Annotated in this window: 33 protein-coding genes; 1 reads left to right on the top strand and 32 read right to left on the bottom strand. The window is 62.4% G+C overall.

The window, feature by feature from the left end; translation table 11 throughout:
• The first annotated feature begins 51 nt into the window (after positions 1–51).
• Positions 52–2913, top strand: coding sequence for an excinuclease ABC subunit UvrA (gene uvrA / locus ACGTNF_RS15335; protein WP_394602391.1), 2862 nt, complete (start codon positions 52–54; stop codon positions 2911–2913).
• A gap of 230 nt (positions 2914–3143) precedes the next feature.
• On the opposite strand, the gene rplQ is transcribed toward uvrA, so the two are convergent.
• The 32 genes from rplQ to rpsL form a co-directional block, all read right to left on the bottom strand.
• Complete coding sequence (gene rplQ, locus ACGTNF_RS15330; protein WP_394602390.1) at positions 3144–3527, bottom strand: 50S ribosomal protein L17; 384 nt, start codon at positions 3525–3527, stop codon at positions 3144–3146.
• 39 nt (positions 3528–3566) lie between these two features.
• Positions 3567–4565 carry a DNA-directed RNA polymerase subunit alpha gene (locus tag ACGTNF_RS15325; RefSeq protein ID WP_394602389.1) on the bottom strand — a complete coding sequence of 333 codons (999 nt, stop codon included), beginning with the start codon at positions 4563–4565 and terminating at the stop codon, positions 3567–3569.
• A gap of 84 nt (positions 4566–4649) precedes the next feature.
• Complete coding sequence (rpsD, locus tag ACGTNF_RS15320; RefSeq protein WP_016856398.1) at positions 4650–5270, bottom strand: 30S ribosomal protein S4; 621 nt, start codon at positions 5268–5270, stop codon at positions 4650–4652.
• A 12-nt stretch (positions 5271–5282) separates the two neighbouring features.
• Positions 5283–5669 (bottom strand): 30S ribosomal protein S11, encoded by a 387-nt coding sequence (rpsK, locus tag ACGTNF_RS15315; RefSeq protein WP_013331014.1) that lies wholly within the window; start codon positions 5667–5669, stop codon positions 5283–5285.
• A gap of 38 nt (positions 5670–5707) precedes the next feature.
• On the bottom strand, positions 5708–6064 hold the full coding sequence (gene rpsM / locus ACGTNF_RS15310; protein WP_394602388.1) for a 30S ribosomal protein S13: 357 nt from the start codon (positions 6062–6064) through the stop codon (positions 5708–5710).
• 124 nt (positions 6065–6188) lie between these two features.
• Positions 6189–6302: a 50S ribosomal protein L36 gene (rpmJ, locus tag ACGTNF_RS15305; RefSeq protein WP_008959154.1), complete on the bottom strand. Its 114-nt coding sequence runs from the start codon at positions 6300–6302 to the stop codon at positions 6189–6191.
• A 75-nt stretch (positions 6303–6377) separates the two neighbouring features.
• Entirely contained in the window at positions 6378–7709 is a 1332-nt protein-coding gene (secY, locus tag ACGTNF_RS15300; RefSeq protein ID WP_026068603.1) for a preprotein translocase subunit SecY, read from the bottom strand.
• Positions 7710–8144 carry a 50S ribosomal protein L15 gene (gene rplO / locus ACGTNF_RS15295; protein WP_016856402.1) on the bottom strand — a complete coding sequence of 145 codons (435 nt, stop codon included), beginning with the start codon at positions 8142–8144 and terminating at the stop codon, positions 7710–7712.
• 3 nt (positions 8145–8147) lie between these two features.
• The gene (gene rpmD / locus ACGTNF_RS15290) at positions 8148–8330 is read right to left on the bottom strand and encodes a 50S ribosomal protein L30 (protein WP_183389489.1); all 183 of its coding nucleotides are present in this window, start codon (positions 8328–8330) and stop codon (positions 8148–8150) included.
• Positions 8331–8335: 5 nt separating this feature from the next.
• A complete protein-coding gene (gene rpsE / locus ACGTNF_RS15285; RefSeq protein ID WP_016856403.1) occupies positions 8336–8836 on the bottom strand; it encodes a 30S ribosomal protein S5 in 501 nt (166 codons plus the stop codon).
• Positions 8837–8847: 11 nt separating this feature from the next.
• Positions 8848–9198: a 50S ribosomal protein L18 gene (gene rplR / locus ACGTNF_RS15280; protein WP_016856404.1), complete on the bottom strand. Its 351-nt coding sequence runs from the start codon at positions 9196–9198 to the stop codon at positions 8848–8850.
• 9 nt (positions 9199–9207) lie between these two features.
• Complete coding sequence (rplF, locus tag ACGTNF_RS15275; RefSeq protein WP_394602387.1) at positions 9208–9738, bottom strand: 50S ribosomal protein L6; 531 nt, start codon at positions 9736–9738, stop codon at positions 9208–9210.
• Positions 9739–9747: 9 nt separating this feature from the next.
• Positions 9748–10140 (bottom strand): 30S ribosomal protein S8, encoded by a 393-nt coding sequence (gene rpsH / locus ACGTNF_RS15270; protein WP_394602386.1) that lies wholly within the window; start codon positions 10138–10140, stop codon positions 9748–9750.
• Positions 10141–10172: 32 nt separating this feature from the next.
• Positions 10173–10478 (bottom strand): 30S ribosomal protein S14, encoded by a 306-nt coding sequence (gene rpsN / locus ACGTNF_RS15265; protein WP_026068604.1) that lies wholly within the window; start codon positions 10476–10478, stop codon positions 10173–10175.
• Between the two features lie 10 nt (positions 10479–10488).
• On the bottom strand, positions 10489–11028 hold the full coding sequence (gene rplE, locus ACGTNF_RS15260) for a 50S ribosomal protein L5 (protein WP_016856408.1): 540 nt from the start codon (positions 11026–11028) through the stop codon (positions 10489–10491).
• 18 nt (positions 11029–11046) lie between these two features.
• Positions 11047–11364, bottom strand: a complete 318-nt coding sequence (rplX, locus tag ACGTNF_RS15255) for a 50S ribosomal protein L24 (protein ID WP_016856409.1) — start codon at positions 11362–11364, stop codon at positions 11047–11049.
• Positions 11365–11378: 14 nt separating this feature from the next.
• The gene (gene rplN / locus ACGTNF_RS15250; RefSeq protein WP_163577741.1) at positions 11379–11750 is read right to left on the bottom strand and encodes a 50S ribosomal protein L14; all 372 of its coding nucleotides are present in this window, start codon (positions 11748–11750) and stop codon (positions 11379–11381) included.
• Between the two features lie 52 nt (positions 11751–11802).
• Positions 11803–12063 carry a 30S ribosomal protein S17 gene (gene rpsQ, locus ACGTNF_RS15245; RefSeq protein WP_016856411.1) on the bottom strand — a complete coding sequence of 87 codons (261 nt, stop codon included), beginning with the start codon at positions 12061–12063 and terminating at the stop codon, positions 11803–11805.
• Position 12064: 1 nt separating this feature from the next.
• Complete coding sequence (gene rpmC / locus ACGTNF_RS15240) at positions 12065–12256, bottom strand: 50S ribosomal protein L29 (protein ID WP_016856412.1); 192 nt, start codon at positions 12254–12256, stop codon at positions 12065–12067.
• Positions 12256–12669 carry a 50S ribosomal protein L16 gene (gene rplP / locus ACGTNF_RS15235; protein WP_136248652.1) on the bottom strand — a complete coding sequence of 138 codons (414 nt, stop codon included), beginning with the start codon at positions 12667–12669 and terminating at the stop codon, positions 12256–12258. The genes rpmC and rplP overlap by 1 nt, the downstream gene beginning before the upstream one ends.
• Positions 12670–12684: 15 nt before the next feature.
• On the bottom strand, positions 12685–13383 hold the full coding sequence (gene rpsC / locus ACGTNF_RS15230; protein WP_016856414.1) for a 30S ribosomal protein S3: 699 nt from the start codon (positions 13381–13383) through the stop codon (positions 12685–12687).
• Between the two features lie 11 nt (positions 13384–13394).
• Positions 13395–13727 carry a 50S ribosomal protein L22 gene (rplV, locus tag ACGTNF_RS15225; RefSeq protein ID WP_016856415.1) on the bottom strand — a complete coding sequence of 111 codons (333 nt, stop codon included), beginning with the start codon at positions 13725–13727 and terminating at the stop codon, positions 13395–13397.
• 18 nt (positions 13728–13745) lie between these two features.
• On the bottom strand, positions 13746–14021 hold the full coding sequence (gene rpsS / locus ACGTNF_RS15220; RefSeq protein ID WP_026068605.1) for a 30S ribosomal protein S19: 276 nt from the start codon (positions 14019–14021) through the stop codon (positions 13746–13748).
• Positions 14022–14054: 33 nt separating this feature from the next.
• On the bottom strand, positions 14055–14885 hold the full coding sequence (rplB, locus tag ACGTNF_RS15215) for a 50S ribosomal protein L2 (protein ID WP_016856417.1): 831 nt from the start codon (positions 14883–14885) through the stop codon (positions 14055–14057).
• 17 nt (positions 14886–14902) lie between these two features.
• Positions 14903–15199: a 50S ribosomal protein L23 gene (gene rplW / locus ACGTNF_RS15210; protein ID WP_016856418.1), complete on the bottom strand. Its 297-nt coding sequence runs from the start codon at positions 15197–15199 to the stop codon at positions 14903–14905.
• Positions 15196–15804, bottom strand: coding sequence for a 50S ribosomal protein L4 (gene rplD / locus ACGTNF_RS15205; RefSeq protein ID WP_016856419.1), 609 nt, complete (start codon positions 15802–15804; stop codon positions 15196–15198). Before rplD ends, rplW begins: the two co-directional genes overlap by 4 nt.
• Before the next feature lie 14 nt (positions 15805–15818).
• Positions 15819–16457 carry a 50S ribosomal protein L3 gene (rplC, locus tag ACGTNF_RS15200; protein ID WP_016856420.1) on the bottom strand — a complete coding sequence of 213 codons (639 nt, stop codon included), beginning with the start codon at positions 16455–16457 and terminating at the stop codon, positions 15819–15821.
• A 154-nt stretch (positions 16458–16611) separates the two neighbouring features.
• Positions 16612–16923: a 30S ribosomal protein S10 gene (gene rpsJ / locus ACGTNF_RS15195; protein ID WP_010626466.1), complete on the bottom strand. Its 312-nt coding sequence runs from the start codon at positions 16921–16923 to the stop codon at positions 16612–16614.
• 164 nt (positions 16924–17087) lie between these two features.
• Complete coding sequence (gene tuf / locus ACGTNF_RS15190; RefSeq protein WP_035596342.1) at positions 17088–18281, bottom strand: elongation factor Tu; 1194 nt, start codon at positions 18279–18281, stop codon at positions 17088–17090.
• 29 nt (positions 18282–18310) lie between these two features.
• Entirely contained in the window at positions 18311–20431 is a 2121-nt protein-coding gene (fusA, locus tag ACGTNF_RS15185) for an elongation factor G (RefSeq protein WP_394602385.1), read from the bottom strand.
• A gap of 30 nt (positions 20432–20461) precedes the next feature.
• A complete protein-coding gene (gene rpsG / locus ACGTNF_RS15180) occupies positions 20462–20932 on the bottom strand; it encodes a 30S ribosomal protein S7 (protein ID WP_016856423.1) in 471 nt (156 codons plus the stop codon).
• 131 nt (positions 20933–21063) lie between these two features.
• Positions 21064–21438 carry a 30S ribosomal protein S12 gene (rpsL, locus tag ACGTNF_RS15175; RefSeq protein WP_016856424.1) on the bottom strand — a complete coding sequence of 125 codons (375 nt, stop codon included), beginning with the start codon at positions 21436–21438 and terminating at the stop codon, positions 21064–21066.
• Between the last annotated feature and the right edge of the window lie 120 nt (positions 21439–21558).

Below are 21558 nucleotides of genomic sequence, written 5' to 3'. Positions count from 1 at the left end.
TCCCGGCCGGGCCCGTATAATCGATCTTTTGCCGCGGCCCGCGAGGTAGGAATGGACAGGATTCTGGTCAGGGGTGCTCGCACCCACAACCTCAAGCAGATCGACGTCGAGCTGCCCCGGGACAAGCTGATCGTGGTCACCGGGCTGTCGGGCTCCGGCAAGTCGTCGCTGGCCTTCGACACCCTCTACGCCGAGGGCCAGCGGCGCTACGTGGAGTCGCTCTCCACCTACGCCCGGCAGTTCCTGTCGATGATGGAAAAGCCCGACGTCGACCACATCGAGGGCCTGTCGCCGGCGATCTCCATCGAGCAGAAGTCGACCTCCCACAACCCGCGCTCCACCGTGGGCACCATCACCGAGATCTATGACTACCTGCGCCTGCTGTTCGCCCGCGCCGGCACGCCGCGCTGCCCCGAGCACGGCGAGGATCTCGAGGCCCAGACCATCTCGCAGATGGTCGACCAGGTGACGGCACTGCCCGAGGGCAGCAAGCTGATGCTGCTGGCCCCGGTGGTCAGCGGCCGCAAGGGCGAGCACCTGCAGCTGCTGGCCGAACTGCGCGCCCAGGGCTTCGTGCGCGCCATGGTCGACGGCCAGGTGCTCGAGCTCGACGACATTGCCCCGCTCGACAAGAACAAGAAGCACGACATCAGCGTGGTGGTGGACCGCATCAAGGTCCGCGAGGGCCTGGAGCAGCGCCTGGCCGAGTCCTTCGAGACCGCCCTGGGGCTGGCCAACGGCACCGCGCTGCTCCACTTCATGGACGGCGAGCGCGACGACATCGCCTTCTCCTCGCGCTTCGCCTGCCCGGTGTGCGGCTACTCGATCTCCGAGCTCGAGCCGCGGATGTTCTCGTTCAACAACCCGGCCGGCGCCTGCTCGAGCTGCGACGGCCTGGGCGTGCAGCAGTACTTCGACCCCGACAAGCTGATCAGCCATCCCGAACTGTCGCTGGCCGAGGGCGTCATCAAGGGCTGGGACCGTCGCAGCGTCTACTACTTCAACCAGCTGCAGGCGGTGGCGGACCACTACCGCTTCACCCTGGAGACGCCCTGGCAGGACCTCGCCCGCCACGAGCGCGAGGTCATCCTGCACGGCAGCGGCAGCGACGAGATCGCCTTCCACTATGTCAACGACCGCGGCCGCAAGGTCATCCGCGAGCATCCGTTCGAGGGCGTGCTGCCCAACATGCAGCGCCGCTATCGCGAGACCGAGTCGAACTCGGTGCGCGAGGAGCTGGCTCGCCACATCGCCGTGCAGCCCTGCCCGACCTGCCACGGCTCGCGGCTGCGCAAGGAGTCGCGCCACGTCTACATCGACGATCAGACCCTGCCCGACGTGGTGCGCCTGCCGATCGGCGAGGGGCTGTCCTACTTCCAGGCCCTGTCGCTGCCGGGGCGCAAGGGCGAGATCGCCGAGAAGATCCTCAACGAGATCCGCGCGCGCCTCGAATTTCTGGTCAACGTCGGGCTCGACTACCTCAACCTCGAGCGCAGCGCCGAGACGCTCTCCGGCGGCGAGGCCCAGCGCATCCGCCTGGCCAGCCAGATCGGCGCCGGCCTGGTCGGGGTAATGTACATCCTCGACGAGCCCTCCATCGGCCTGCACCAGCGCGACAACGACCGCCTGCTGCACACCCTCGAGCACCTGCGCGACCTGGGCAACACCGTGATCGTGGTCGAGCACGACGAGGACGCCATCCGCGCCGCCGACCACGTGCTCGACATCGGCCCCGGCGCCGGCGTCCACGGCGGCCGGGTGGTGGCCGAAGGCACCCCCGAGCAGGTCATGGCCACGCCGGACTCGCTGACCGGCCAGTACCTGTCCGGCGAGAAACGCATCGAGGTGCCGCCCTGGCGCATCCCCGGCAACCCCGAGAAGCAGGTGGTACTGCACGGCGCCCGGGGCAACAACCTGCAGGACGTGACCCTGCGCCTGCCGCTGGGGCTGTTCGTGTGCGTGACCGGGGTCTCCGGCTCCGGCAAGTCGACGCTGATCAACTCGACGCTGATGCCGATCGCCGCCCGCGAGCTCAACCGCGCCACGGCGCTGAGCCCGGCGGCCCACAACCGCATCGAGGGCCTCGAGCACCTGGACAAGGTGATCGACATCGACCAGAGCCCGATCGGCCGCACGCCGCGCTCCAATCCGGCCACCTACACCGGCATCTTCACGCCGATCCGCGAGCTGTTCGCCGGCACCCAGGAGGCACGCTCCCGCGGCTACAAGCCCGGCCGCTTCTCGTTCAACGTCAAGGGCGGGCGCTGCGAGGCCTGCCAGGGCGAGGGCATGATCAAGGTGGAGATGCACTTCCTGCCGGACATCTACGTGCCCTGCGACGTGTGCAAGGGCAAGCGCTACAACCGCGAGACCCTCGAGGTGCAGTACAAGGGCAAGAGCATCCACGAGGTGCTGGAGATGACCGTCGAGGAGGCGCTCGAGTTCTTCAGCCCGGTCCCGGCCATCGCCCGCCGCCTGCAGACGCTGATGGACGTGGGGCTGTCCTACATCCGCCTGGGCCAGAGCGCCACCACGCTGTCCGGCGGCGAGGCCCAGCGCGTCAAGCTGGCCCGGGAGTTGGCCAAGCGCGATACCGGCAAGACGCTCTACATCCTCGACGAGCCCACCACCGGCCTGCACTTCGAGGACATCCGCCAGCTCTTGACCGTGCTCCACCGCCTGCGCGACCACGGCAACAGCATCGTGGTGATCGAGCACAACCTGGATGTGATCAAGACCGCCGACTGGCTGATCGACCTCGGCCCCGAAGGCGGCTCCGGCGGCGGGCGGATCATCGCCGAGGGCACGCCGGAGCAGGTCGCCCGCCAGGAGGTCTCGCACACCGGGCGCTTCCTCCAGCCACTGCTGGCGCGGGCAAAGGCCGGCAAGGAGCAGCCGGAAGCCACAGCCTGACAGCGCCCCGGAAGCGGCCAAGCGGCCAAGCGGCCAAGCGGCCAAGCGGCCAAAGATAGAGCAAGATGAAAAAGAGAAACCCCGCAGACCATAGGATCGGCGGGGTTTCTTCTTGGCGGACGGCTGCCGCCGTCCCTCATCGAGCGGCTTGGCGCTTGTGGCTCGGCGCAAAAAAAACCGGCTCCCTAGGGAGCCGGTTTCGTGTCGGACCTTGAGGTCGCGCGCGAGGATCAATCCTCGGCGGCTTCCTCGACGACCGGACGGTCGACCAGTTCGACGTAGGCCATGGGTGCGTTGTCGCCGGTGCGGAAACCGCACTTCAGCACACGGACGTAACCGCCCGGGCGATTGGCGTAACGCGGACCCAGCTCGTTGAAGAGCTTGCCGACCACTTCTTTGGAGCGGGTGCGGCTGAAGGCCAGACGACGGTTGGCGACGCTGTCCTGCTTGGCCAGAGTGATGAGCGGCTCGATGTGACGACGCAGCTCTTTGGCCTTGGGCAGGGTTGTCTTGATCACCTCGTGCTCGACCAGCGACACGCTCATGTTCTGGAACATGGCCTGGCGGTGCGAGCTGGTGCGATTCAGATGACGACCACTCTTACGATGACGCATGGTTGTGATTCCTTACCAAACTGGGACTCGAGTCGACGCTCACGCGGAGGCCTTGTCGTCCTTCAGGCTAGCGGGCGGCCAATTTTCCAGCCGCATACCCAGGGACAGACCACGGGCGGCCAACACGTCCTTGATTTCGTTCAGGGACTTCTTGCCGAGATTCGGGGTCTTCAGCAGCTCCACCTCGGTGCGCTGGATCAGGTCCCCGATGTAGTAGATGTTCTCGGCCTTCAGGCAGTTGGCGCTGCGAACGGTCAACTCGAGATCGTCTACGGGGCGCAGCAGGATCGGATCGATGTGATCCTCTTCCTCTTCCACTTCCTGTTCCTTGTCGGCTTCCAGGTCGACGAACGCGGCCAGCTGCTCTTGCAGGATAGTCGCGCTGCGACGGATCGCCTCTTCCGGATCCAGGGTGCCGTCGGTTTCCAGATTGAGAATCAGCTTGTCGAGGTCGGTGCGCTGTTCGACACGCGCGGCCTCGACGTTATAGGAAACCCGACGCACGGGGCTGAAGGTCGCATCCAGCTGCAGTCGGCCGATGGCGCGAGACTCGTCGTCGGCGTCGCCACGAACGTCCGCCGGCTCATAGCCGCGGCCGCGGGCCACCTTGAGCTGCATCTTCAGCTCGGCGCCTTCGTTGACGTGCGCGATGACGTGCTCGGGGTTGACGATCTCGACGTCGTGGTCGAGGGCGATGTCACCCGCGGTCACGATGGCCGGGCCCTGCTTGTTCAGCGAGAGCACCGCCTCGTCGCGGCTGTGCATCTTGATCGCCACGTCCTTGAGGTTCAGGAGGATTTCGATGACATCTTCCTGGACGCCCTCGATCGCGCTGTACTCGTGGTCGACACCGGCGATCTCCGTTTCTACCACGGCACAGCCGGGCATGGACGAGAGCAGGATACGACGCAGAGCGTTGCCCAGAGTGTGGCCGAAGCCACGCTCGAAGGGCTCGAGCACGATCTTTGCGTGGTGCGCGTTGATCTCTTCGACCTTGATGTCGCGAGGACGGAGAAACTCTGTCACTGAACGCTGCATGATGAATACCTTTCAGGCTGCCAAACGGATACTCGGTACTGAAGGCCGCCCACCCCGCGGGGAGGGCGGCGCGGCGATCGCCGCTTACTTCGAGTACAGCTCGACGATCAGTTGCTCATTGATGTCGGCAGACAGGTCACCGCGTTCAGGCAGAGCCTTGAAAGTGCCTTCCATCTTCTTGGCATCGACCTCGACCCAGGCGACATCGCCACGGTTGGCGGCGATGCTCAGGGCGTTCTGGATACGCGCCTGGTTCTTGGCCTTTTCGCGGACGGAGACCACGTCACCCGGCTTGACCTGGTAGGACGCCACGTTGACGGTCTTGCCGTTGACGGCGATCGCCTTGTGGCTCACCAGCTGGCGGGCCTCGGAGCGAGTGGCGCCGTAGCCCATGCGGTAGACGACGTTGTCCAGTCGGGATTCGAGAAGCTGCAGCAACAGCTCACCGGTCGCGCCCTTCAGACGGGCCGCTTCCTTGTAGTAGTTGCGGAACTGCTTCTCGAGCACGCCGTACATGCGGCGTACTTTCTGCTTCTCGCGAAGCTGCAAGCCGTAGTCGGAAATCCGCTGACGACGCTGGCCGTGCACACCCGGGATCTGCTCGGATTTGCACTTCTTCTCGAAGGGAGTGACACCGCTCTTCAGGAAGAGGTCGGTGCCTTCACGACGAGACAGTTTGCACTTCGGTCCAATATAACGAGCCATGAATCTGTCTCCTTAAACGCGGCGTTTCTTCGGCGGACGGCAGCCATTGTGCGGAATGGGCGTCGCGTCGGTGATGCTTTGCACGCGGAAGCCGGCGGCATTCAGTGCACGCACGGCGGATTCACGGCCCGGACCGGGGCCTTTGACCAGCACGTCGACGTTTTTCACACCATACTCGGCTGCAGCGGTCGCTGCACGTTCACTTGCCACTTGGGCAGCGAACGGGGTGCTCTTGCGAGAACCACGAAAACCCGAACCACCGGCAGTCGCCCAGGAAAGGGCGTTGCCCTGGCGGTCTGTGATCGTAATGATCGTGTTGTTAAAAGAGGCGTGGATATGCGCGACGGCATCCACTACCTGCTTTTTAACCTTTTTACGGTTGCTACGCGGGTTAGCCATGTTGATGTCAATTCCTGTCGTTACGCAGAACGTGCGTGTTATTTGCGAATCGGCTTACGCGGACCCTTACGGGTGCGCGCATTGGTCTTGGTCCGCTGACCCTTCAGCGGGAGACCACGACGATGACGCAGACCACGATAGCAACCCAGGTCCATGAGACGCTTGATGTTCAGCGTCACATCACGACGAAGATCGCCTTCAACGGTGTACTTACCGACTTCGGAACGCAGGGTGTCGACTTCGTCAGAAGACAGCTCCTGGATCTTGGTGGTCGGCGCAATGCCGGCCGCGACACAGATGTCCTGTGCGCGAGTGCGGCCAATCCCGAAGATATAGGTCAGCGAGATCGCCGCATGCTTGTTGTCCGGGATATTGACGCCTGCAATACGGGCCATCAGCTTACTCCGAAATTTGAGCGGCTTGCTCGATTAATCATCTACAAAAGGCGCAACAGCATACCCCTTCACCCTGCGAAGGGCAAGGGGCATGCCGGCACCCGGTTTAGTGCAGTGTCAGGAATCAGCCCTGACGCTGCTTGTGCCGCGGCTCGCTGCAGATGACGCGCACGGCGCCATTGCGACGAATGATCTTGCAGTTACGGCACATTTTCTTCACGGAAGCTCGAACTTTCATCGTTCCTCTCCATTGTTGGCCCGCGTCGCGAGCCAACAATTCAGCTCGCGGCGCGCCAATTCACCAGCGGCGCACTCAGCGCGTGATGCCGCCGCTGCCGTAGCCTTTCAGGTTGGACTTCTTCATCACCGAATCGTACTGATGCGACATGAGGTGCGACTGCACCTGGGCCATGAAGTCCATGATGACCACCACCACGATCAGCAACGAAGTACCGCCGAAGAAGAACGGTACGTTCCAGGCCACGATCAGGAACTGGGGCATCAGGGAAACAGCAGTGATGTAGAGGGCACCGAACAGGGTCAGACGGGTCATGACCTTGTCGACGTAGCGAGCGGTCTGCTCGCCGGGGCGGATGCCCGGAAGGAAGGCCCCCGACTTCTTGAGGTTGTCGGCGACGTCCTTGGGATTGAAGACCAGCGCTGTGTAAAAGAAGCAGAAGAATACCACCGCTGCCGCGAAAAGCAAGATGTACAGCGGCTGACCCGGGCCAAGAGCCTGGGAGGCACGCTGCAGCCACTCCATGCCGTCCCCGGCACCGACCCACTGACCCAGCGAAGCCGGGAACAGCAGGATGCTCGAGGCGAAGATCGCCGGAATAACGCCCGCCATGTTGACCTTGAGCGGCAGATAGCTGCTCTGGCCGGCGTACATCTTGTTGCCGACCTGGCGACGCGGATAGTTCACCGTGATGCGGCGTTGGCCGCGCTCGATGAACACCACGAAGGCCACGGTGGCGATGCCCAGAAGGGACAAGGCCAGCAGCGGCAGCACGTTCCATGCGCCTTCATTACGGGCCAGTTCGAAGGCCTGGCCCACGGCCCCCGGCAGACCGGCGACGATCCCCGCGAAGATCAGCAGCGAAATGCCGTTGCCGATGCCCTTCTCGGTGATCTGCTCGCCCAGCCACATCATGAACACCGCGCCGCACACGAAGGTGACGACGGCGGTGAAATAGAAGCTGAAGTCGGCCGTGTAGGCAATACCCTGGCTCGCCAGGCCCACCGACATGCCGGTGGCCTGGACGAGAGCCAGCAGTACGGTGCCGTAGCGGGTGTACTGGCTGATCTTGCGACGACCGGCCTCGCCCTCCTTCTTCAGCTGCTCCAGCTGAGGCGAGACGGCGGTCAGCAGCTGCATGATGATCGACGCGGAGATGTACGGCATGATGCCGAGTGCGAAGATACTCATGCGCTCCAGGGCACCGCCCGAGAACATGTTGAACATGCCCAGGATGGTGCCCTGCTGCTCCCTGAACAAGGCAGCAAGCTGGTCAGGATTGATACCGGGAACGGGAATGTGGGCACCGATACGGTAGACCACGATGGCGAGGAGCACGAAGCGCAGACGCGCCCAGAGTTCACTCAGACCGCTGCCCATCGCCGGCATATTTCCTGACTTGGCCATTTAGTCCTCTACCTTACCGCCGGCGGCTTCGATCGCGGCACGGGCACCCTTGGTGACCTTGAGTCCGCGGACGGTAACCGCCTTGTTCAGTTCGCCGGAAAGGATCACCTTGGCATACTGGGTGGCATCCTTCAGCACGTTGGCCTGCTTCAGGGTGTCCAGGGTGACTTCGTCACCCTCGACCCGGCCGAGTTCGGCCAGGCGGACTTCCTGGGAGACCAGCGACTTCGCGGAAGTGAAACCGAACTTCGGCAGACGACGCTGCAGCGGCATCTGACCGCCTTCGAAGCCGGGCTTCACGCTGCCGCCGCTGCGCGACTTGAGGCCCTTGTGGCCCCGGCCACCGGTCTTGCCCAGACCGGAGCCGATGCCACGACCGACGCGCTTTTCGGCGTGCTTGGAGCCCGGTGCCGGGCTCAGGCTATTGAGTTTCATGGATTACTCTCCCTCAACACGCACAAGGTAGTTGACCTTGTGGATCATGCCGCGAACGGCAGGGGTGTCTTCCAGTTCGACCGTGTGACCGATGCGACGCAGGCCGAGGCCCTTCATGGTGGCCTTGTGCTTGGCCAGCACGCCGATGGTGCTGCGGGTCTGGGTAACCTTGATCGTAGCTGTCATGGTACTCACCCCGTGATCGCTTCGACAGACAGACCGCGCTTGGCGGCCACGTCTTCCGGAGAGCGCTGGGCGGTCAGACCGTTGACGGTCGCACGCACCACGTTCACCGGATTGGTGGAGCCGTAGCACTTGGCCAGGACGTCATGGACGCCGGCCAGCTCGAGCACGGAGCGCATGGCGCCGCCGGCGATGATGCCGGTACCCTCGGAAGCCGGCTGCATGTACACCTTGGAGGCACCGTGACGGGCCTTGACGGCGTACTGCAGAGTGGCACCTTTCAGGTTGACCTTGACCATGTTGCGACGCGCCTGGTCCATGGCCTTCTGGATCGCGACCGGCACTTCACGCGCCTTGCCACGACCGAAGCCAACACGACCGTTACCGTCGCCGACGACGGTCAGGGCGGTGAAGCCGAAGATCCGGCCACCCTTGACCACCTTGGCGACACGGTTGACCTGCACGAGTTTTTCCTGCAGATCGCCGCTTTGCTGTTCGTTCTTCGCCATCGTAAAACCCTTTAGAATTCCAGGCCGCCTTCACGAGCGGCGTCGGCCAGGGCCTTGACACGACCGTGGTACTTGAAACCGGCACGGTCGAAGGCCACCTGGGTGATGCCTGCCTGCTTGGCCCGTTCGGCAATCAGCGCGCCGACCTTGGTGGCGGCGTCGACGTTACCGGTCGCACCCTCGCGCAGGGCCTTGTCCAGCGTGGAAGCGCTGGCCAGGACCTTGCCACCATCCGGCGAGATGATCTGCGCGTAGATGTGGCGCGGGGTACGGTTGACGCACAGGCGATACACGCCCAGCTCGCGGATCTTGGCGCGAGCGCGGCGGGCACGACGGAGACGAGATTCTTTCTTCGCGTTCATAACCCTGCCTTACTTCTTCTTGGCTTCTTTGCGGCGGACTTGTTCGTCGCCGTACCGGATACCCTTGCCCTTATAGGGCTCGGGCGGACGGTAAGCGCGAATTTCCGCGGCAACCTGGCCGAGCTTCTGCTTGTCCGCGCTTTTCAGCACGATAGTGGTGTTCTTCGGCGTTTCCGCCACGACACCTTCAGGCAGTTCGTAGTCGACCGGGTGTGAGAAGCCCAGTGTCAGGTTCAGCGTCTGGCCCTTGGCCTGGGCACGATAACCGACGCCATTAATTTCGAGGGACTTGGTGAAGCCCTCGGAAACACCGGTGACCAGGTTCTGAACCAGGGCACGGGTGGTGCCGACCATCGCCCAGCTCTTGGCGGACTCGCTCGGCTGGAAGGTCACTTGACCTTCCTCATGAGCGATCGCCACGTCGGGGTGAACGGTCATGGACAGCGCGCCCTGGCTGCCCTTGACGGACAGCTGGTCGCCGTCGAGCTTGAGCTCGACGCCGGCGGGCACTTTAACCGGATATTTGGCTACGCGTGACATTCCAAACTCCTAGAATACGGTGCAGATGACTTCACCACCGACACCGGCCAGACGGGCCGCGCGGTCGGTCATCACACCATTGGAGGTGGTGACGATCGCGATACCCAGGCCATCGGCAACCTTGGGCAGGGAGTCCTTGCCCTTGTAGCTGCGCAGAGACGGCTTGGAAGCCCGTTGCAGATGTTCGATGACCGGCTTGCCTTCGAAGTACTTGAGGGTCACGGTCAGCGACGGCTTGGCCTCTTCGCTGACGGCATAGTCCGTGACATAACCCTCTTCCTTCAGCACGCGGGCCACCTCGACCTTGAGCTTGGAGGACGGCATGGAAACCGTCTCCTTGGTGGCCATCTGCGCATTGCGGATACGGGTGAACATATCCGCCAGAGTGTCTTGCATGCTCATTTACGTTGCGCTCCTGATGATTCTACGTGACGTTACCAGCTGGACTTCTTGAGTCCGGGTACATCGCCACGCATGGCGGCTTCACGCAGCTTGTTGCGGCCGAGGCCGAACTTGTTGTAGTAGCCGTGCGGACGGCCAGTGACGCGGCAGCGGTTGCGCTGGCGCACCGGGCTGGAGTCACGCGGCAGCTGCTGCAGCTTGAGCTGCGCATCGAAGCGCTCTTCGTCAGAAGCGTTCACGTCCTGGATGATCGCCTTGAGCTCGGCGCGCTTGGCGGCATACTTCTCCACCAGCTCGGCGCGCTTCGCCTCACGCTCTACCATGCTTTTCTTTGCCATGATCCCACCCTTATTTCTTGAACGGGAAGTTCAATGCGCTCAGCAGCGCACGACCTTCTTCATCGGTGTTGGCGGTGGTGGTGATGGTGACATCCAGACCACGGATCCGATCGATCTTATCATACTCGATCTCCGGGAAGATGATCTGCTCACGCACCCCCATGGAATAGTTGCCACGACCGTCGAAGGACTTCGGGTTGAGACCACGGAAGTCACGAACGCGGGGGATCGCGATATTCACCAGGCGATCGAGGAAGTCCCACATGCGCTCGGAGCGCAGGGTCACCTTGATCCCGATCGGCCAGCCTTCACGCACCTTGAAGCCCGCGATGGACTTGCGCGCCTTGGTCACCAGCGGCTTTTGACCGGAGAGTTTCTCCAGGTCACCGATGGCGTTGTCGATCAGCTTCTTGTCGCTGGTCGCTTCGCCGATGCCCATGTTCAGGGTCACCTTGGTGATCCTGGGCACCTGCATAACGTTGGCATAGCTGAACTGCTCTTGGAGTTTAGCCGCCACCTCGTTTTGATAACGTTCTTTCAAGTTCGCCATTTTGCTACCCGACTCGCGTTAGGCGTCGATCTGCGCTTGCGTCGACTTGTAGATACGTACCTTGGTACCGTCTTCCTGAACCTGGACGCCGACGCGATCTGCCTTACCGGTCTCCTGGTTGAAGATGGCCACGTTGGACGCGTGAATCGGAGCCTCGCGCTCGACGATACCGCCCTGATTACCCGCCATGGGATTGGGCTTGGTGTGACGCTTGATCATGTTCACACCGGACACAATGTAGCGGTCGTCCTGGAGGACGCGCTTCACGGTGCCACGCTTGCCCTTGTCTTTCCCGGCGATGACGACGACTTCGTCGTCACGTTTAATTTTTTGCATATCCGCCTCGCTCCTTACAGCACTTCAGGCGCCAAGGAAATGATCTTCATGAACTTCTCAGTACGAAGTTCACGGGTCACCGGACCGAAGATCCGGGTACCAATCGGCTGATCGTTGGTGTTGTTCAACAGAACGGCCGCATTTCCATCGAAGCGGATCAGCGAACCGTCGTTACGACGGACGCCACTACGGGTGCGAACGACCACCGCTTTGAGGACCTGGCCTTTCTTGACCTTGCCACGCGGGATGGCTTCTTTCACCGTGACTTTGATGATGTCACCAACGCGGGCGTAGCGGCGGTGTGAACCGCCGAGCACCTTGATGCACTGCACCCGGCGCGCCCCGCTGTTGTCGGCGACATCCAGCATTGTCTGAGTCTGAATCATCGGTTTTCTCCAAACCTAAACTGACTGCACTGGTTCGACTGGCGTTTGCCGATCAACCCTTGGCCTGTTCGAGAACTTCGACCAGGGCCCAGGCCTTTTTCTTCGACAGCGGACGGCTTTCCTGAATGGAGACCGTGTCGCCAGCCTTGGCCTGGTTCGCCTCGTCATGGGCGTGCAGCTTGGTGGAGCGCTTGACGTACTTGCCGTAGATCGGGTGGCGCTCACGACGCTCGATCATCACAACGATGGACTTGTCCATCTTGTCGCTCACCACCTTACCGGTGAGCGTACGGGCTTTTTTCTCTTCGGCCATCTCAGACACCTGCCTTCTCGTTGAGCACAGTCTTCACCCGGGCGATATCCCGACGAACCTGCTTGAGCAGATGCGTCTGGCTGAGCTGGCCGGTGGCCTTCTGCATGCGCAGGTTGAACTGCTCGCGGAGGAGTTCGAGGAGCTGCTCCTTGAGCTGCTCTGCGGACTTTTCACGAATTTCCTGGGCTTTCATCACATCACCGTCCGTTTCACAAAGGTGGTGGAGACCGGGAACTTCTGCGCGGCGAGACCAAATGCCTCGCGAGCCAGCTCCTCGGAAACGCCTTCGATCTCGTACAGGACACGGCCGGGCTGGATCTGCGCGACCCAGTACTCGACGGAGCCCTTGCCCTTACCCATACGGACTTCCAACGGCTTCTTGGAAATCGGCTTGTCGGGGAAGACACGGATCCAGATCTTGCCGCCACGCTTGACGTGACGCGTGATGGCACGACGACCGGCTTCGATCTGACGGGCGGTGACACGACCGCGGCCAGTGGCCTTGAGGCCGTATTCGCCGAAGCTCACCTTGCTACCGCGATGCGCCAGGCCACGGTTGCGGCCTTTCTGCACCTTACGGAATTTCAAACGCTTGGGTTGTAACATCGACTCGCTCTCCCCTTACTTGGAACCTTTCTTCTTGGAGGGCGCGCTCTGCGGCTGCTTGGCCTTGGCGCGGACCTCCTCGATGCCCCCGAGGATTTCACCCTTGAAGACCCAGACCTTGACACCGATGATGCCGTAGGTGGTCTTGGCTTCGTAGGTGGCGTAGTCGATGTCCGCACGCAGGGTGTGCAGCGGCACGCGACCTTCGCGATACCATTCGGTGCGGGCGATCTCGGCACCGCCGAGACGGCCGGAGAGCTGCACCTTGATACCGCCGGCGCCCAGGCGCATGGCGTTCTGGACGGAGCGCTTCATGGCGCGGCGGAACATGACGCGGCGCTCGAGCTGGCCGGCGATGTTCTGCGCGACGAGCTGGGCGTCCAGCTCCGGCTTGCGGACTTCCTCGATGTTGACGTGAACGGGCACACCCATCATCTGAGTGACTTCGCGACGCAGCTTGTCGACGTCCTCGCCCTTCTTGCCAATCACGATGCCCGGACGGGCGGTGTGAATGGTCACGCGGGCGTTGTTGGCCGGACGCTCGATGGTGATCTTGCTGACAGAGGCGTTCTTGAGACGCTCTTCCAGGAAGCTACGCACCTCGAGGTCGTTGTTCAGCTTATCGGCATAGGCGCCGCGCTCGGCATACCAGACCGAGGTATGGTCCTTGACGATACCCAGGCGAATGCCTGTCGGATTGACTTTCTGACCCATCTGGTCGACTCCTACTTCTCGGCTACCTTGACGGTGATGTGGCAGGTGCGCTTCAGAATGCGATCCGCACGGCCCTTGGCGCGCGGACGGATGCGCTTGAGCGTCATGCCCTCATCGACGCAGATGGTCGAGACACGCAGCTCGTCGATATCCATGCCGTTGTTTTCTTCCGCGTTCGCGATGGCGGACTGCAGCACCTTCTTGACCAGCTTCGCTGCCTTCTTCGGGGAGAAGGTCAGCAGGTCGAGTGCTTCGGCGACCGGCTTACCGCGCACCTGGTCAGCCACCAAACGGGCCTTCTGGGCGGATAAGCTAGCGCCACGCAGCTTTGCTGTGACTTCCATCTCTAATCCTCTCTCGGCTTACCGTTTGGCTTTCTTGTCCGCCGCGTGACCGCGATAAGTGCGGGTGGCAGCGAATTCGCCCAGCTTGTGGCCAACCATTTCCTCGGAGACGTGCACCGGGACGTGTTGGCGACCGTTATGGACCGCAATGGTGAGCCCGACCATGTTGGGCAGGATCATGGAGCGACGCGACCAGGTCTTGATCGGTTTGCGTTCGCCCTTCTCCACTGCAGTCTCAACCTTCTTCAGCAGATGAAGGTCAATAAAAGGACCTTTCTTCAGTGAACGTGGCACAGCCGTTACCTCTTAATGTCTTGGCGTGGGATCTTATTTCCGGGCCTTGCGGCGACGGACGATCAGCTTGTCGGTGCGCTTGTTCTTGCGGGTCTTGTGGCCCTTGGTGGGCATACCCCACGGAGACACCGGATGACGACCACCGCTGGTGCGGCCTTCACCACCACCGTGCGGGTGATCCACCGGGTTCATGGCCACACCGCGAACGGTCGGGCGCACGCCTTTCCAGCGCTTCGCACCGGCCTTGCCAAGCTGACGCAGGCTGTGCTCGGAGTTGCTCACCTCACCCAGGGTCGCGCGGCATTCGGCCAGCACCTTGCGCATCTCGCCGGAGCGCAGACGCAGGGTGGCGTAGTTGCCTTCACGGGCCACCAGCTGGGCGCTGGTGCCGGCACTGCGAGCGATCTGAGCACCCTTGCCGGGCTTGAGCTCGATGCAGTGCACGGTGGAACCCAGCGGGATGTTGCGCAGCGGCAGGGCGTTGCCCTTCTTGATCGCTGCATTCACGCCGGACTCGAGACGGTCGCCGGCTTTCACACCGCGCGGAGCGATGATGTAGCGACGTTCGCCGTCCATGTACTTCAGCAGCGCGATGTGGGCGCTACGATTCGGATCGTGCTCCAGGCGCTCGACGACGGCGGGAATGCCATCCTTGGTGCGCTTGAAGTCGATGATCCGGTAGTGCTGACGGTGACCACCGCCCACGTGGCGGGTGGTGATGCGACCGTAGTTGTTACGGCCACCGGACTTGGACTGCTTTTCGAGCAGCGGCGCGTACGCGCGGCCCTTGTGCAGCTCATCGCCGACGATCTTGATGACGTGGCGACGACCGGCGGAAGTAGGTTTAGTCTTGACGATTGCCATGATCCGTGCTCCTGCCTTTACTCGGCGCCAGAGAAGTCTTCGAGCGTCTCGCCGGCGGCCAGGGTGACGTACGCCTTGCGATAGCCTTTACGGAGACCGGTGCCATGCGCGGTGCGCTTGGTCTTGCCCTTGACGTTCAGGACCTGAACGCTGTCGACCTTCTTGCCGAACAGTTCCTGCACGGCGGTCTTGATCTCGGGCTTGGTCGCGTCGCTTGCCACCTTGAACACGTACTGGTTGCGCTCGGCGGCCATGGCGGCCTTCTCGGTCACGTGCGGACCCAGCAGCACCTTGAATACACGTTCCTGGTTCATGCCAGCTTCTCCTCGAATTTACGCAGAGCGGAGACGGTGGCCAGGACCTTGTCGAAGGCAACCAGGCTCACCGGGTCGGCGGCAGCGACGTCCACGACATCCACGTTGGGGATGTTGCGGGCGGCGAGGTACAGATTCTCGTCGACCTCTTCGGTGACGATCAGCACCTTGTCCTCGAGGCCCAGCTCGTTGAGCTTGGCGACCAGCTGCTTGGTCTTGGGGGTCTCGACGGCGAAGGCGTCGACGGCCACCAGACGCTCCTGGCGCACGAGCTCGGAAAGGATCGAGCGCATGGCCGCGCGGTACATCTTGCGGTTGACCTTCTGGGTGTAGTCCTGCGGACGAGCCGCGAAGGTCACGCCGCCGGCACGCCAGATCGGCGAGCGGATGGTACCGGCACGGGCACGACCGGTGCCCTTCTGGCGCCACGGCTTCTTGCCGCCGCCACGCACGTCGGAACGGTTCTTCTGGGCGCGGGTGCCCTGACGACCACCGGCCAGATAGGCGGTGACGACCTGGTGCACGAGTGCTTCGTTGAACTCTTTGCCAAAGGTGGCTTCGGCGACTTCGACGGTGCCGCCAGCACCTGCAAGATTCAGATTCATCGGTAAATTCCCCTTCAGCCTGCTTTGACGGCGCTGCGCACGATGACATCACTGCCGGTGGCACCGGGCACGGCACCCTTGACCAGCAGCAGGTTACGCTCGGCGTCGACACGGACGACTTCCAGGCTCTGGACGGTGCAACGCTCGTTGCCGAGCTGACCGGCCATCTTCTTGCCCTTGAACACGCGACCCGGGGTCTGGCACATGCCGATGGAACCCGGAGCACGGTGGGCCAGGGAGTTACCGTGGCTGTTGTCCTGGGTACGGAAGTTCCAGCGCTTCACGGCGCCCTGGAAACCCTTACCCTTGGAAGAGCCGGTCACGTCGATCTTCTGACCAGCCTCGAAGAGGGATACGGTGAGTTCGCCGCCCACTTCCGGAGCCTCGACACCTTCGTCCAGGCGGAACTCCATCAGCGAACGACCAGCCTCAACGCCGGCTTTCGCGAATTGACCGGCTTGGGCCTTGGAGAGATGCTTGGCCTTGCGGGAACCGGTTGTCACCTGCACCGCGGCATAGCCGTCGGACTCGACGGTCTTGACGCGAGTCACGCGGTTCGGATCAACCTCGATCACGGTCACGGGCACTGAGGCGCCGTCTTCGGTAAAGACACGGGTCATCCCGGCCTTCGTACCGACCAAACCGATAGTCATTACTACGTCTCCTTTAGTGTACGGGGCTATCACCCGCTATGGCTGCCCTTTCCAGAGCATTCCACTAGCACGTTGTGTGGCGCCATCCCGGCGCGGCGGCTGCTGCCTGTGCGAACTTCTGACAGGCGCTGGGCCGCGAGTGTCTAGTGTGGTCTCAGTCGAGCTTGATCTGCACGTCCACGCCGGCGGCGAGGTCGAGCTTCATCAGTGCATCAACGGTCTTCTCGGTCGGCTCGACGATATCGAGCACACGCTTGTGAGTACGAATCTCGTACTGATCACGGGCGTCCTTGTTCACGTGCGGAGAGATCAGCACGGTGTAACGCTCGCGATTGGTCGGCAGAGGAATCGGACCCCGCACCTGGGCGCCGGTACGCTTGGCGGTATCAACGATCTCCGCGGCGGACTGGTCGATCAGGCGGTGGTCGAAGGCCTTCAACCGAATGCGAATCTTCTGGTTCTGCATTTGCCCTAAACTCCAATGGATCTTGACGGCGCGAGCCGTCAACCCACGCATTCAAAGGATGCGCATTATAGGCGCGCCACCGACGAGAGTCAAACCCCTCGTGACGGTGCGCAGAAAGGGGGCTCCGCAAGGAGCCCCCTTCGATCGCTCGATCAGCGTAATGCTTACTCGACGATCTTGGCCACGACGCCGGCGCCGACGGTACGACCGCCTTCACGAACGGCGAAACGCAGACCTTCGTCCATGGCGACCGGGGCGATCAGGCTGACAACCATCTTGACGTTGTCACCCGGCATGACCATCTCGACGCCTTCCGGCAGCTCGCAGGTACCGGTGATGTCGGTGGTACGGAAGTAGAACTGCGGACGGTAGCCCTTGAAGAACGGAGTGTGACGACCACCCTCGTCCTTGGACAGCACGTACACCTCGGCCTCGAACTTGGTGTGCGGGGTGATGGTGCCCGGCTTGGCCAGGACCTGACCACGCTCGACGTCGTCACGCTTGGTGCCGCGCAGCAGGGCGCCGATGTTCTCGCCGGCACGACCTTCGTCGAGCAGCTTGCGGAACATCTCGACACCGGTAACGGTGGTCTTGGTGGTGTCCTTGATGCCGACGATCTCGACTTCTTCGCCAGACTTGACGATGCCGCGCTCGACACGACCGGTCACAACGGTACCGCGACCGGAGATAGAGAACACGTCCTCGATCGGCATCAGGAACGGCTGATCGATGGCACGCTCCGGCTCCGGGATGTACGCGTCCAGGGCCTTGATCAGGTTGGCAACGGCGGTGGTACCCATGCCGTTGTCGTCCTTGCCTTCCAGGGCCATCAGGGCAGAGCCGGTGATGATCGGGCAGTCATCGCCCGGGAAGTCGTACTCGCTCAGGAGCTCACGAACTTCCATCTCGACCAGCTCGAGCAGCTCTTCGTCGTCGACCATGTCGGCCTTGTTCAGGAACACGACGATGTACGGCACGCCGACCTGGCGAGACAGCAGGATGTGCTCGCGAGTCTGCGGCATGGGGCCGTCGGCGGCAGAGCAGACCAGGATAGCGCCGTCCATCTGGGCGGCACCGGTGATCATGTTCTTGACGTAGTCGGCGTGACCCGGGCAGTCGACGTGAGCGTAGTGACGCTCTTCGGACTGGTACTCGACGTGAGCGGTCGCGATGGTGATGCCGCGCTCACGCTCTTCCGGGGCGTTATCGATGGAGTCGAACGCACGAGCGTCGCCACCGAAGACTTCCGCGGACACGCGAGTCAGGGCCGCAGTCAGCGTGGTCTTACCATGGTCGACGTGACCGATGGTACCGACGTTGACGTGCGTTTTGGAACGTTCGAATTTTTCCTTAGCCACTGCTATGACCTCTTTACGTTAGCTAACGGTTAACCGTTCTGGTTGATGACGGCTTCAACGACGCTGTTCGGCGCCTCTTCGTAATCCGCGAACTCCATGGTGTAGCTCGCGCGGCCCTGGGTCTGAGAGCGCAGGTCGGTTGCGTAACCGAACATCTCAGCCAGCGGAACGGTGGCGCGGATGACCTTGCCCGCAGGCGAGTCGTCCATACCCTGGACCAGGCCACGGCGACGGTTCAGGTCGCCCATGACATCCCCCATGAATTCCTCGGGAGTCACGACTTCGACCTTCATCACCGGCTCGAGGAGCACGGCCTTGGCCTTGGGTGCGCCTTCCTTGATCGCCATGGAAGAGGCGACCTTGAACGCGGTCTCGTTAGAGTCCACGTCGTGGTAGGAACCGTCGAACAGCGTGACCTTGACGTCAATCATCGGGTAGCCCGCGATGACACCGTTCTGGAGCTGCTCATAGGCCCCTTTCTCGACGGCCGGCACGTATTCCTTCGGAACCACACCGCCGACGATCTCGGAAGCGAATTTGAAGCTCATCTCTTCATCTTCGCCCTTGTCCTCGGCCGTCAACGGCTCGATGCGCAGGATAACGTGACCGTACTGACCGCGACCACCGGACTGGCGAACGAACTTGCCTTCCTGCTCGACGCTCTGACGGATGGTTTCGCGGTAGGCGACCTGCGGCTTACCGATGTTGGCCTCCACCTTGAACTCGCGACGCATGCGGTCGACGATGATGTCCAGGTGCAGCTCGCCCATGCCGGAGATGATGGTCTGGCCGGTTTCCTCGTCGGTCTTGACCTGGAAGGACGGATCCTCCTGGGCCAGCTTGCCGAGGGCGACGCCCATCTTCTCCTGGTCGGCCTTGGACTTCGGCTCCACGGCCACGGAGATCACCGGATCCGGGAACTCCATGCGCTCGAGAATGATCTTGTCATTCAGGTCGCACAGGGTATCACCGGTGGTGACGTCCTTCAGGCCGATGCAGGCGGCGATATCGCCGGCCAGCACTTCCTTGATCTCCTCGCGGGAGTTGGAGTGCATCTGCACGATACGGCCGACGCGCTCCTTCTTCTGCTTGACGGAGTTGTAGACGCTGTCGCCGGACTTCAGCACGCCGGAGTAGACGCGGATGAAGGTCAGGGTGCCGACGAACGGGTCGGTGGCGATCTTGAACGCCAGAGACGCGAACGGCGCGCTGTCATCGGCCTCACGAGTGGCGATGGTGCCGTCCTTGTCGTCCAGCTCACCCTCGATGGCCTTGACCTCGGTCGGAGACGGCATGTACTCGATCACGCCATCCAGAACCGCCTGCACGCCCTTGTTCTTGAACGCGGAGCCACAGGTGACCAGCACGATCTCGTTGTCGAGGGTACGACGACGCAGGCCGGCCTTGATCTCCTCCTCGGAGAGGTCGCCTTCCTCGAGGTACTTCTCCATCAGCTCTTCGGAGGCCTCGGCGGCGGACTCGACCATGTGCTCGCGGTATTCCGCGGCCTTGTCCTGCAGATCGGCAGGAATGTCGACCAGCTCGTAGTTCATCCCGAAGTTGGCTTCATCCCACTGGATGGCCTTCATCTGGATGAGGTCGATCACGCCCTTGAACTCGTCCTCGGCACCCCAGTTGATCTGGATCGGCACGACGTTGGCGCCCAGCTTGTCTTTCAGCTGGTCGACGACCATGAAGAAGTCGGCACCGGCACGGTCCATCTTGTTGACGAACACCATGCGCGGGACTTCGTACTTGTTGGCCTGACGCCAGACGGTCTCGGTCTGCGGCTGCACACCGGAGGAACCGCACAGCACGACGACCGCACCGTCGAGCACACGCAGGGAACGCTCGACCTCGATGGTGAAGTCAACGTGCCCCGGGGTGTCGATGATGTTGATGCGGTGCTCATCGAACTGCTTGTTCATGCCCTGCCAGAAGCAGGTGGTCGCCGCGGAGGTGATCGTGATGCCACGCTCCTGCTCCTGCTGCATCCAGTCCATGGTGGCGGCGCCCTCATGGACCTCGCCGACCTTGTGGGACAGACCGGTGTAGAACAGGACACGCTCGGTAGTGGTAGTCTTACCGGCGTCGACGTGGGCCACGATACCGATATTGCGGTAACGCTTGAGCGGAGTCTTGCGAGCCACGATGTAACTCCCGTTGGTTGGCGGTGCGGTTTAGAAGCGGTAGTGAGAGAAGGCCTTGTTGGCCTCTGCCATGCGATGCACGTCTTCACGCTTCTTGACGGCCGAACCCTTGCCTTCGGCGGCATCCAGCATTTCGCCAGCCAGACGCTGCACCATGGTCTTCTCACCGCGACGACGTGCGGCGTCCACCAGCCAACGCATGGCCAGCGCCTGACGGCGAGACGGACGCACTTCGACCGGCACCTGATAGGTCGCACCGCCGACGCGGCGAGACTTCACCTCGACCATGGGCTGGATGGTTTCCAGCGCCTTGTCGAAGATCTCCAGCGGCTCTTCGTTGGAACGATCGGCAACCCTGTCCAGCGCACCATAGACGATGCGCTCAGCTACGGACTTCTTGCCGCTGATCATCAGGTGGTTCATGAACTTCGCCAGGCGCTCGGATCCGAACTTGGGATCCGGGAGGATCTCGCGCTTGGCCGCAACTCTTCTTCTAGGCATGATAAGCCCTCTTCCGAAGGGTCCTTCAGGTAAACCCGAGACGACCGGATGGGCGCTCGACCTTACTCTTATCAGACCGTGTCAATATCAATGTTCTGGTGTGGCCGTAGCCGGTAACGCTGCGTGGAGGCTTAGGCCTTCGGACGCTTGGTACCGTACTTGGAACGACCCTGCTTACGGTTCTGGACGCCGGAGGTATCCAGGGCACCGCGAACGGTGTGGTAACGGACACCCGGAAGGTCCTTCACTCGACCGCCACGAATCAGGACCACGGAGTGCTCCTGGAGGTTGTGGCCTTCACCGCCGATGTAGGAAGACACCTCGAAGCCGTTGGTCAGGCGCACACGGCAGACCTTACGCAGGGCCGAGTTCGGCTTCTTCGGGGTGGTGGTGTAGACGCGGGTGCAAACGCCGCGCTTCTGCGGGCAGGCCTGCAGCGCAGGCACGTCGCTCTTGGCGGCCTGACGCTTGCGCGGCTTGCGCACGAGCTGATTGATGGTAGCCATTTATCGCTCCAAATGGGTTGCCTTGGCGGAAGCGAGTAGCCGTTCGCTTCCTGTCTTGCGTTCCTCTTTCCCAATGGCGCGGGCGCACCCGCCCCACTGTTAAAGGCTGCGCATTCTAAT

Origin of the sequence: Halomonas sp. B23F22_10, from assembly GCF_043496975.1 — a bacterium.
In the GTDB taxonomy this organism is placed as follows: domain Bacteria; phylum Pseudomonadota; class Gammaproteobacteria; order Pseudomonadales; family Halomonadaceae; genus Halomonas; species Halomonas smyrnensis.
The sequence above is the reverse complement of the archived record's forward strand: the minus strand, read 5'-3'. Positions and strand labels throughout refer to the sequence as shown.